Source organism: Pseudoduganella sp. GW821-FHT11H04, assembly GCF_058807935.1.
Map to the genome: position 1 here is coordinate 409,402 of NZ_JBXARE010000003.1, position 11,796 is coordinate 421,197.

The 11,796-nt window shown below is 61.9% G+C and carries 7 protein-coding genes; 4 read left to right on the forward strand and 3 right to left on the reverse strand.

Translation table 11 applies throughout. From position 1 onward, the window contains the following. Positions 1-83: 83 nt before the first annotated feature. Positions 84-2,123, forward strand: coding sequence for a 2,4-dienoyl-CoA reductase FMN-binding domain-containing protein (locus AC1RTP_RS09025; protein WP_498606637.1), 2,040 nt, complete (start codon positions 84-86; stop codon positions 2,121-2,123). A 46-nt stretch (positions 2,124-2,169) separates the two neighbouring features. Here the strand turns inward: AC1RTP_RS09025 and AC1RTP_RS09030 are convergent, their stop codons facing one another. From AC1RTP_RS09030 to AC1RTP_RS09040, 3 genes are all read right to left on the reverse strand, one after another. Next, positions 2,170-3,873, reverse strand: a complete 1,704-nt coding sequence (locus tag AC1RTP_RS09030) for a cation:proton antiporter domain-containing protein (protein WP_498606640.1) — start codon at positions 3,871-3,873, stop codon at positions 2,170-2,172. A gap of 107 nt (positions 3,874-3,980) precedes the next feature. Beyond that, the gene (locus tag AC1RTP_RS09035) at positions 3,981-5,102 is read right to left on the reverse strand and encodes a beta-ketoacyl-ACP synthase III (protein WP_498606643.1); all 1,122 of its coding nucleotides are present in this window, start codon (positions 5,100-5,102) and stop codon (positions 3,981-3,983) included. A 111-nt stretch (positions 5,103-5,213) separates the two neighbouring features. Beyond that, positions 5,214-6,644 (reverse strand): S41 family peptidase, encoded by a 1,431-nt coding sequence (locus tag AC1RTP_RS09040; RefSeq protein WP_498606646.1) that lies wholly within the window; start codon positions 6,642-6,644, stop codon positions 5,214-5,216. 289 nt (positions 6,645-6,933) lie between these two features. Here AC1RTP_RS09040 and AC1RTP_RS09045 point away from each other — a divergent pair, with 289 nt between their 5' ends. The 3 genes from AC1RTP_RS09045 (at position 6,934) to AC1RTP_RS09055 (ending at position 11,793) form a co-directional block, all read left to right on the forward strand. Then, positions 6,934-7,488 carry a hypothetical protein gene (locus tag AC1RTP_RS09045; RefSeq protein ID WP_498606648.1) on the forward strand — a complete coding sequence of 185 codons (555 nt, stop codon included), beginning with the start codon at positions 6,934-6,936 and terminating at the stop codon, positions 7,486-7,488. Positions 7,489-7,556: 68 nt separating this feature from the next. After that, entirely contained in the window at positions 7,557-9,734 is a 2,178-nt protein-coding gene (locus AC1RTP_RS09050) for a TonB-dependent receptor plug domain-containing protein (protein WP_498606650.1), read from the forward strand. Between the two features lie 52 nt (positions 9,735-9,786). Further along, the gene (locus AC1RTP_RS09055) at positions 9,787-11,793 is read left to right on the forward strand and encodes a M13 family metallopeptidase (RefSeq protein WP_498607153.1); all 2,007 of its coding nucleotides are present in this window, start codon (positions 9,787-9,789) and stop codon (positions 11,791-11,793) included. Positions 11,794-11,796: the final 3 nt, after the last annotated feature.

Sequence of the window (11,796 nt, forward strand, 5' to 3'; positions counted from 1 at the left end):
CCAGCGTAAGGTAACTGGTGGCAGAATACAAGCGCCGCGCGCTTCCATCGTTAGACAGCGCACTGAACTCCCGCCTGACCGCTATGACCACCAATTTTCCGCATCTCCTTTCGCCCCTCGACCTGGGTTTTACCACCCTGCGCAACCGCGTCATCATGGGTTCCATGCACACCGGGTTGGAAGATCGTTTCTTCAACTATGACAAGCTGGCAGCGTTCTACCGTGAGCGCGCCAAGGGCGGCGTAGGGATGATCGTCACCGGCGGCATCTCGCCGAACCGCCAGGGCTGGCTGCTGCCCTTCGGCGGCACCATGAACTTTATCGGCGACGTCTTCAACCACCGCAAGCTGACCCGCGCCGTGCACGAGGAAGGCGGCAAGATCCTGATGCAGATCCTGCACGCGGGACGCTATGGCTACCAGCCTTTCGCCGTGTCGGCCTCGGACAAGAAATCGCCGATTTCGCCCTTCAAGCCGAAGGCCCTGACGGAAGGCGGCATCGAATCGACCATCAAAGCCTATATACGCGCCGCCAGGCTGGCGCAGAAGGCCGGCTATGACGGCGTTGAGGTGATGGGCAGCGAAGGCTACCTGCTGAACCAGTTCCTGTGCGCCCGCACCAACCATCGCCAGGATCGCTGGGGCGGAAGCATCGAGAACCGCATGCGCCTGCCGGTGGAAATCGTGCGCCGCATGCGCGAGGCTGTGGGCCGCGACTTCATCATCATGTACCGCCACTCCCTGCTGGACCTGGTGGACGGCGGTAATACCTGGGAAGAGGTGGTCACCGTCGCCAAGGCCTTGCAGCATGCAGGCGCAACTATCCTGAACACCGGCATTGGCTGGCACGAGGCGCGTGTGCCGACCATCGTCACCTCGGTGCCGCGCGCCGCCTTCGCCGAAGTGGCGGGCCGCCTGCGCAAGGAAGTGACCATCCCCGTGGTGGCCTCCAACCGTATCAATATGCCGGCGGACGCGGAAGACATCCTGCGCCGCGGCGATGCCGACATGGTCTCGATGGCGCGTCCCTTCCTGGCGGATGCGGAATTCGTCAACAAGGCGGCCGCCAACCGCGCTGACGAAATCAATACTTGCATCGGTTGCAACCAGGCTTGTCTTGATCACACCTTCCAGAACAAACGTGCCAGCTGCCTGGTGAACCCGCGCGCCTGCCATGAGACGGAACTGGTGTACCGCAAGGCCACAGCACGCCGTAAGGTCGCTGTGGTGGGAGCTGGCCCTGCCGGCCTGTCGGCAGCCACGGTGGCGGCGGAGTGCGGCCATGATGTGACCCTGTTTGATTCGGGCGACCGCATTGGCGGCCAGTTCAACATCGCCAAACAGATCCCGGGCAAGGAAGAATTCAACGAGACCCTGCGCTACTTTGGCCGCAAGATTGAGCTGACCGGCGTCAAGCTGCGGCTGAACCACCGCGTCACGCGGGAAGAATTGCTGGCCGGCGGCTATGACGACGTGATCGTCGCCACCGGCATCCGCACGCGCAAGCCGAAGATCGACGGTATCGATCACCCGAAAGTGCTGTCCTACCTCGATGTACTGCGCGACAAGAAGCCGGTAGGCAAGCGCGTGGCGATCATCGGCGCCGGCGGTATCGGCTTCGATGTGGGCGAATACCTGCTGCACAACCCAGAGCATGAACTGCCGCTGGCGAAAGAACATTGGACGGCCGAATGGGGCGTCGACCTGCACGCCAATACCGGCGGCGGCCTGGTGCCGGCCAAGGCGGCGGAACCGGTGCGCCAGCTTTATCTGCTGCAGCGCAAAACCAGCAAGCTGGGTGCAGGCCTGGGCAAGACTTCGGGCTGGGTGCACCGTGCGGTGCTGGCGCGTAATGGCGTGGTGATGATCCCCGGCGTGCAGTACAAGCTGATCGACGATCATGGCCTGCACATCCAGGTCGGCGAGGAAGAGCGCCTGCTGGCAGTGGACAACGTGGTGATTTGCGCCGGCCAGGAAAGCCTGACCGAGCTGATGCCGCCGGAAGGCGAGGCCGCAGCACCGGGCGCGCCGCGCTTCCACAAGATCGGCGGCGCCGCACTGGCAGCCGAACTTGACGCCAAGCGCGCCATCAAGGAAGGCGCGGAACTCGCCGCCAGCCTGTAAAAATGTCCACCTTGGGGTCAGGAACTGGAGTGGACATTTCGCGGCCTTAAGCGATTTCCTTCGCGATATGCGCCGCCATTGATTTGGCCAGCTCCTGCTCGCCGATGAAAATGACACCGGCGCGCGCGCTGCGCAGCAAGGCCGCCTCTTCTTCGCTGTGCGTGCGCACGGCGATCTTGATGTCCGGATTCAGCGCCCGCGCAGTTTCGATCATGGCCCGCACGTGGAAGGTATCGGGCGTCGCCACCACCAGCATGCGCGCCTTGTGGATGTGGGCTTGGATCAGCACCGCTGGCTCGCCCGCGTTGCCCGCAACGGCTGGAATGCCTTGCTGGCGCAGCTGGTCGACCAGCTCGCGGTTCTGCTCGGCCACCACATAGTCGATGCCCTGCGCCGCAAGCGCTTCGGCGATATTGCGGCCCACGCGGCCATAGCCCACCAGCACGACTTGGCCTTCCAGCTTGGAATGCGCGGTCGTCATCGGCAGTTCCGCCAATGGATCGGCAGTGCGGGCGTACTGCGCTGCCAGCGCTTTGTTCTTGCCCAGCAGACGCTCGAGTGGCCCCGCCAGCAAGAACATCAGCGGATTCAATGCGATCGACAGGATGGCGCCAGCCAGGATCAGGCTCTGACCCTCGTGCGGCAGCAGGCCCAGTGAAATGCCCAGCGCGGCCAGGATGAAGGAGAACTCGCCGATCTGCGCCAGGCTGGCAGACACCATCAGCGCGGTGCCGACTGGATAGCGCAGGAGCACCACCAGCGCGAAAGCGGCGATTGATTTACCGAAAAGGATGATGGCTACCACGGCCAGCAAGCGCAGTGGCTGTTCGACCAGGATCGATGGCTCGAACAACATCCCGACTGAAACAAAGAACAGCACCGCGAACGCATCGCGCAGGGGCAGCGATTCATGCGCTGCGCGGTGGCTCAGTTCCGACTCGCGCAGCACCATCCCGGCGAAGAACGCGCCCAGCGCGAAGGAGATGCCGAACAATTTGGTCGCGGCGTAGGCAATACCTACCGCTGCCGCGATCACGCACAGGGTGAACAGTTCGCGCGAGTTGGTGCGCGCAACCTGCCATAAGATCCAGGGGAATAGCTTGCGGCCCACTAGCAGCATGAAGGCGACGAACAGCGCTACCTGACCGAGCGTTAGGGCGAGAGCCTTCCAGATGCTGCCTTCGACGGGCGCCGCGGCATGGCCGATTGCGCCAGCGTCGCCTCCCAGCGCGCCGGCGAGCGCCGGCAGCAGTACCAGGACCAGCACGGTGACCAGGTCTTCCACTACCAGCCATCCGACAGCAATGCGGCCGTTGAAGGAATCGAGCGTGCCGCGCTCCTCCAGCGCCCGCAGCAGCACCACGGTGCTGGCCACCGACAGCGCCAGGCCGAATACCAGTCCGCCGCCAAGGCTCCAGCCCCAGAAGTGGGCCAGCGCCATGCCCATGCCGGTCGCCGCAGCGATCTGCAGGATGGCGCCGGGCAGGGCGACCTTGCGCACCTCCCACAGGTCATCAAGCGAGAAATGCAGGCCGACGCCGAACATCATCAGCATCACGCCGATTTCAGCCAACTGGCCAGCGAGCGCGCTGTCAGCGACAAAACCTGGGGTAGCGGGGCCAATCAGAATGCCGGCTGCGAGATAGCCGACGAGGGCGGGGAGTTTAAGGCGGACGGCAATAAAGCCGAAGATGAGGCCGAACCCTAAGGCTGCGGCGATGGTCGTAATCAGGCTGACGTCATGGGGCATGCAGGACTCCTTTCGCAAGGAATATAGCACGCCCCAAAATGTCCGTTTTGGGGTCAGGAAGAGAAGTGGACAATGTCCACCTTTCTTCCTGACCCCAAGGTGGACATTTAGGCTTTGCGGACGACGACGGAGCCGATGGAGTAGCCGGCGCCGAAGCTGCAGATCACACCGTAGGCGCCGGACGGCAGGTCGTCCTGGTGCTTGTGGAAGGCGATGATGGAGCCGGCCGACGAGGTGTTGGCGTAGGTGTCGAGGATCACCGGTGCTTCCAGCGCTTCAGCATCGCGGCCAAGGATGGTGCGCGAGATCAGCTGGTTCATGCTCAGGTTGGCCTGGTGCAGCCAGAAGCGGCTCATTTGCTCAACTTTCAGGCCGGCGCGGTCGATCGAGTCCTTGATCATCTGCGCTGCCATCGGGCAAACGTCCTTGAAGACTTTGCGGCCTTGCTGCTTGAACAGCTTGTCCGGTGCGCCGATGCCGTCTTCGTCGAAGCGGTTCATGAAGCCGAAGTTGTTGCGGATGTTGTTGGAGAAGCTGGTCTTCAGCTTGGTGTCCAGGATGTCCCATTGGTGCTTCGACACAGCGCCTTCCTTAGCTTCCACGATGATCGCGGTGCAGGCGTCGCCGAAGATGAAGTGGCTGTCGCGGTCGCGGTAGTCCAGGTGGCCGGAGGTGATTTCCGGATTCAGGATCAGCACAGCGCGCGCCTGGCCGCTCTGTACCGCGCCCACGGCGGTCTGGATGCCGAAGGTGGCCGAGGAGCAGGCTACGTTCATGTCGAAGCCGAAGCCGTCGATCCCCAGCGCCTGCTGCACTTCCACAGCCATGGCCGGGTAGGCGCGCTGCATATTCGAGCAAGCCACCAGCACCATATCGATGTCGGCCGGGCTGCGGCCGGCGCGGTCCATTGCCTGGCGCGCGGCTGCCACACAGATCTCGGCTTGCAGCGACAGTTCGTCGTTGCTGCGCTCAGGGATGCGCGGGGTCATGCGCTTTGGATCGAGGATGCCGGTCTTTTCCATCACGAAGCGCGATTTGATGCCCGACGCTTTTTCAATGAAGGCGGCGCTGGATGGCTCGATAGCGGTCATGGCGCCAGCGGCGATCGCGGCGGCGTTTTCCGCGTTGAACAGCTCAGCGTAAGCATTGAACGCGGTGACCAGCTCTTCGTTGCTGATCGAGTTCGATGGGGTAAAGAGGCCGGTTCCGCTGATGACGGCTTGTTTCATGATCAATATTTCTTTCTTAGAATGGGTCAGGCGACCGGTAGTCGGCCGATTTTACCGCATCTGCAACGAAAAACGGCGCCCCAGGGGGGCGCCGCCTTGATCTTTACCACGTTATTTCTTGGGTGGCGGGTCCAGTTTCACCAGCTTGGATTCCGCCTTGGCCATCTGCACCGGAACGCCTTGCAGGTGGTTCAACGCCTGTTTCAGCTGGAAGTCCTCGCCGCTGCCGTATTCCAGCGGTTTGCGTTTCTTCTCGGACGCCAGGATGCGCATTTGCTCTTCCAGTTCGTCGCGTTGGGCCTTGCCGGCTTCCTGCTCGCGGTCGTTGGTCAAGTGCTTGGCCAGGTCGGCCTCACGCATGCGCAAGCTGTTCAAGCCGTCGCCGTCCTCGTTCTCGTCCACCGCCAGGTCGGGCGCAATACCCTTGGCCTGGATCGAGCGGCCGTGCGGCGTGTAGTAGCGCGCGGTGGTCAGCTTGACGGCGGTATCTGCGGTCAGCTGGCGGATCGTCTGCACCGAGCCTTTGCCGAAGGTTTGCGAACCGATGATGGTGGCGCGCTTGTAATCCTGCAGGGCGCCAGCCACGATTTCCGAAGCGGAGGCGGAGCCGGTATTCACCAGCACGGCCATCGGCACATGCTTGACCGCTTCCGGCAGCTTGGCCAGCGGGTCGCCATCGCCGCGCAGCGAGTAGTATTCGGCGCGGCCGTAGTAGATTTGCTTCGAGTCCGGCAGCTGGCCATTGGTCGAGACGATAGGCGTGTCCTTCGGCAGGAAGGCAGCCGCGACGCCGATGGCGCCTTGCAGCACGCCGCCCGGGTCGTTGCGCAGGTCCAGCACCAGGCCTTTCAGGTTCGGGTCCTGGCGGTACAGCTCGGTAATCTTGGCGGCCAGGTCGTCCACTGTCGGTTCCTGGAATTGCGAGATGCGCAGCCAGGCATAGCCCGGCGAGACCATCTTGGCCTTCACGCTCTTCTGGTGGATTTCTTCGCGGTTCAAGGTGAACTGCAGTGGTTGCGCCTCATCCTTGCGCATGATGGTCAGGGTCACCTTGGTGCCTGGCTCGCCGCGCATTTTCTTGACCGACTCGTCCAGGCTTAAGCCTTTCAGCGAAGTCGTGTCGAGGCGGGTGATCATATCGCCGGGCTTGATGCCGGCGCGATAGGCGGGCGAATCCTCGATCGGCGCCACAATCTTGATATAGCCTTCGTCGCTCTGGGCGATTTCAATGCCGAGGCCGACAAACTTGCCTTGCGAGCCTTCGCGCAGCTCGGCGTAGGCTTTCTTGTCCAAGTAGGCGGAGTGCGGGTCGAGCGAAGCGACCATGCCGGCGATGGCTTCGGTCAGCAGCTTCTTGTCTTCCACTGACTCCACGTAGTCGGATTTGATCAGGCCGTAGACATCGGCGAGCTGCTTGAGCTCTTCGAGTGGCAAGCCAGGGTCGGCCTGTTTTTGCGCCATCGCGGAAAACTGAAGGGATACTGCAACCCCCGCAACGACGCCGAGCCCGATAAGGCCGGCGTTTTTGAGTTTCTTGCCCATGTGTCACCTGTTCCAGATACAGCGGATAACTCGTCCGCTATTGGAATTCAGTATAAACCTGATTTCCAGCAATCGTAGCTGCCTTATGGAATAAAAAGCGTTTGAAAGCCACGATAAATTCGCAACTTTATACTTGTTTGCCAATGTGTTTACCGGAGTAAGTATTTGTAAGAAAGGCAGAACCAGGAGCGTCCGACCCCTAAACTGGTTTTCGCTATTTCTCTCTACCCTAAAGTAGCTTCATGCCTGCGGCACCCTCCGTGGGCATCTTTTTTTCCGGAGCAAGAATATGAAACTCATCCGCACTGCCCGTGCCGCCTGGCTATTGCTGGCCATGGCTGTCGCGCCGGCTTTTGCCGTGCCGGTCATGGATATGCGCGCTGAAGACCTGGTGCCCATGGCCAGCGAGTTCCGCAAATCCCTCAACCTGAACGCCAACCAGCAAACCTTGTGGGCCAAGGTGGAAAGCCAGAGCAAGGCGTTGCTGCGTGAGCGCAAGGCCCGCCGTGAGCGCCTGCAGGAAGCCACCCGCCATAGCCTGGAAGCCCAAAATGTCGAGCTGCGCGAATTGCAGGCGGGATTGGAAGCGGAGCAGGCCACCACGGCGGCGGAAGACCGCCAGATGCGCGAATGGTGGCTCGGCATCAACGATGCCCTGGACGACGGGCAGCGTCAGGCTGCGGCCAAATTCCTGCTGGACCAGTTGATCCGCATGGAAGAAGGGCCAGGCGGCAACCATGGCGAGAAACCTTCGGGCGGCGAGGGCGGACACCACAGCGGCCGGGGCGGTCGCAGCGGCATGGGCGGCCCCGGGGGGGCTGGCGGCGGGGGCCGCGGCATGTAAGTATCTTTAAGTAACAAAGGCGGCAGGCCTGTTCCAGCCGGCGGGGCGGCGTTTACAATGCCCAACCTATGAAGAAGCTGATCCCTTTCGCCATGGCAACATTGGGTGTTGCCGCTGGCGCCGCCGCCCAGCAAGAACCCAGCAAGCCTGCCGATAAAGTCGTCCCGCAGGTCACCATCAGTGGCGGCCGCCAGGATGATATGGTCGAGCGCCGTAACTCAACAGCGGGCAAGCAGGTGTATGGTCGCGAGGAACTGGACCGTAACGGGGATAGCAATATTGGCGATGTGCTCAAACGCTTGCCGGGTGTGACCATCGGCGGCCGTGCTGGCCGCGGCGGCGAAGTGCGCATGCGCGGACTGGGCAGCGGTTATACCCAAGTGCTGGTGAACGGCGAGCGCCCGCCAGCGGGTTTTTCGATGGAGTCACTGTCGCCCGACCAGGTCGAGCGCATTGAAGTGATGCGCGGCCCGGTGGCAGAACACAGCACCCGCGCCATCGCCGGCACCATCAATGTCGTGCTGCGTGACGGCTACCAGATGCGCGACATCCAGGTCAAAGCGGGCGATCGCATTGAGCAAGGCCGCCATTCGCCGGAACTGTCGGTGACCGCGCCGGGCAAGGTGGGCGCATTGAGTTACACCTTGTCGGCATCGTTCAACTACAACCGACAGCACGACAGCTCGCTGACCCACAACACGGAAACGGATGCCGCCGGCATTCTGCTCAAGGAACAATTCCTCGACAGCGAAAGCAGTGGTAACAGCAAGGGCGTGCACCTGACGCCGCGCCTGTCGTACAAATTCGAGAACGGCGACACGCTGAATTTCCAGACCTTCCTGATGCACCAGCAGATGCGCAACAATGCGCAGACCAACCTGGCGCAGCCGGTGGGCAGCGTGCCGCCCGAGTACAACTTTGCGCAGCAAAGCAGCGAAGGCGATGTTACTTTCCTGCGCGGCTTTGGTAACTGGCTGCACCGGCTGCAGGGCGCCAGCAAGCTCGATGTGAAATTCGGCTTCGGCCTGGGCAAGCGCAATAGCGATTCGCTGCGCTACCAGTACGACGGCCAGGGCGCGCTGCTGGACCGTTTCACCGATACCGACGACACACGCGACAAGAGCCTGAACACGGGCGGCAAATACACCTCTCCGCTGGGCGCCGGCCATTTGTTGGCGGCAGGCTGGGAGCTGGAAGCGAGCCACCGCGAAGAAGTGCGCGTGTCGTTGAACAAGGACGGCGTCGCGCAGTTTGCCGATTCCGGAGACAGCCTGACTGCCGACACGCGCCGCGCCGCCCTTTACGCACAGGACGAATGGGAAATCACGCCGCAGTGGTCGGCCTATGCCGGCGCGCGCTGGGAAGGCATCCGCACTACTTCCGACCGCAGTGCGGGTGCCGTCAGCAACACCAGTAAGGTATTCAGCCCGCTGCTGCACGCGGTATGGAAAATCCCCGGCCACGAAAAAGACCAGGTGCGCGCCAGCCTGACCAAGAGCTACAAGTCGCCCAATGTGCAGGACCTGATTGCCGCACCATTCCTTTCGCGCCTTAACAGCGCCACCAGCCCTGACCGCGTCGGCAATCCAAACCTGAAGCCGGAACTGGCCACGGGCCTGGACCTGGCGTATGAGCATTACCTGGGCCGCAACGGCATCATTAGCGTCAGTGGTTTTGTGCGCGATATCGACAACCTGATTCGCCGCGAACTTACGCAGCGGCAGACCGATCTCGGCCTGCGCTGGGTTTCGTCGCCGGCCAATGTCGGCCACGCGCGCACCAGCGGCATCGAACTGGAAGCCAAGTTCACGCTGGCCGAGTTGATGGACAACGCGCCGCAAATCGACTTCCGCAGCAACTACAGCCACTTCTGGTCGCGGGTCGACGGCATCCCGGGTCCGGACAACCGCCTTGACCAGCAAGCCAAGCAGACGGCCAACCTGGGCATGGACTACCGCCTGAAAGACATTCCACTCACGTTGGGCGCAAGCTACAACTGGACGCCGGCCATCCGCACCCAGACCAGCGACAAGCAAGTAGTGGAAACCAGCCGCAAACGCGTGCTGGACCTGTATGCGCTGTGGCGTTTCGACGCCCGCACGCAAATCCGCATCAGCGCGAACAATGTGCTGGCGGAAGACGCCACCGGGTACAACCTGGTGTACGCTAATGGCCTTGCTGCACAAGCGGCCTCGCTGAACCCCACTTATACCCAGTGGAGTGTTCGACTTGAAACTAAATTCTAAAGGGACAACGAGAGTGAAACGACACATCCTGAGCACCATCACCTTGAGCCTGATGGCGGCATTCGCCCATGCAGGCGGTCACGAAGGCCACGAGCACGCGTCGACCCCGGTATCCGGCATCGACAAGCAATACATCGACAACAGCGTACGTGCGCAGGACGATTTCTTCCAGCACCTGAACGGCGAATGGCTGCGCACCACCGAAATCCCGGCCGATAAATCGAGCTGGGGCGCCTTCGCCAAGCTGCGTGACGACACCCTGTTCCAGCTGCGAGACCTGATCCAGGGCCTGCAGGGCCAGAAAGGCCTGAAAGGCGACGACGCCAAGATCGCCGCACTGTACGCTTCCTACATGGATGAAGCCAAGCTGGAAAAGCTGGGCGCCAAACCGCTGGCCGGCGAGCTGTCCAAGATCCGCAGCCTGAAAGACAAGAAGGGCATCCCTGCACTGGTCGCCCACTTCAACAAGACCGGCGTGCCTGCGCCATACGGCGTCTTCGTGAGCCAGGATGCGCGTGACTCGACCCAGTACGCTGCCCACATGGGCCAGTCCGGCCTGGGCCTGCCAGATCGCGATTACTACCTGAAGAAGGACGATGAAAAGTCCGCGGCCATCCTGGCCAAGTACGAACAGCACGTCGCCAAGGTCCTCGGCCTGGCCGGCAACAAGGATGGCGCCGAAAAGGCCAAGGCCATCGTCGCCCTGGAAACCGAACTGGCCAAGGTGCAGTGGTCGCGCGTGGACAACCGCGACCCGGTCAAGCGTTACAACAAGATGGAAATCAGCAAGCTGGCTGAAATCGCACCAGGCTACGACTGGAACGCTGCCCTGGGCGCGACCGGCATCGCCGCCAAGACCAAGAACGTGATCGTGTCCCAGCCTAGCTATATGACCGAATTCGCCAAGCTGGTGGAAGGCACCCCGCTGGAATCCTGGAAGGCCTACTTCGAATGGCAGCTGCTGCGCGACGCATCGCCTTACCTGTCGAAAGATTTTGACGACGCCAATTTCTCCTTCTACGGCACCGTGCTGACCGGCGTGACCGAGCAGCAGCCACGTTGGAAGCGCGGCGTGGGCGTGGTGGAAGGCGCCATTGGCGAAGGCATGGGCAAGCTGTACGTAGCCAAGCACTTCCCGGCCGAACGCAAGGCGCGCATGGAAGAACTGGTGAAGAACTTGCTGGTGGCTTACAAGCAGAGCATCGACGGCATCGACTGGATGGGACCTGAGACCAAGAAGCAAGCGCAGGAAAAGCTGGCCAAGTTCACCCCGAAAATCGGCTACCCGAACAAGTGGCGCGATTACAGCAAGCTGGAATTCAAGTCCGGTGACCTGATCGGCAACCTGGGCCGCGCTACCGAATTCGCCTACAACCGCAATATCGACAAGCTGGGCAAGCCGATCGACAAGGACGAATGGGGCATGACTCCTCAGACGATCAATGCCTACTACCGTCCAACCGCCAATGAGATCGTGTTCCCGGCCGCCATCCTGCAGCCGCCGTTCTTCGACATGAAGGCTGACGACGCGGTCAATTACGGCGCGATCGGCGCCGTGATCGGCCACGAAATCTCGCACGGCTTCGACGACTCCGGCTCGCAGTACGACGGCGACGGCAACCTGCGCGACTGGTGGACCAAGGACGACCGCGAAAAGTTCAAGGTCAAGGCAGACGCCATGGTCAAGCAATACAGCTCCTACGAGCCGGTAGCTGGCTACAACATCAACGGCAAGCTGACCCTGGGCGAGAACATCGCCGATAACTCGGGCCTGGCCATCGCCTACAAGGCTTACAAGATTTCCCTGGGCGGCAAGACTTCCCCGGTGATCGACGGCCTGATCGGCGAACAGCGCGTGTTCATGGGCTTCGGCCAGGTATGGCGCACCAAGATGCGCGACCAGCAGGCGATCGTGCAGATCAAGACCGACCCGCACTCCGCCGGCCGCTTCCGCGCCAACGGCACGGTGGTCAACCAGCCGGCCTTCTATGAAGCGTTTGGTGTGAAGGAAGGCGACAAAATGTACGTTAAGCCGGAAGATCGCATCATCATCTGGTAAAAC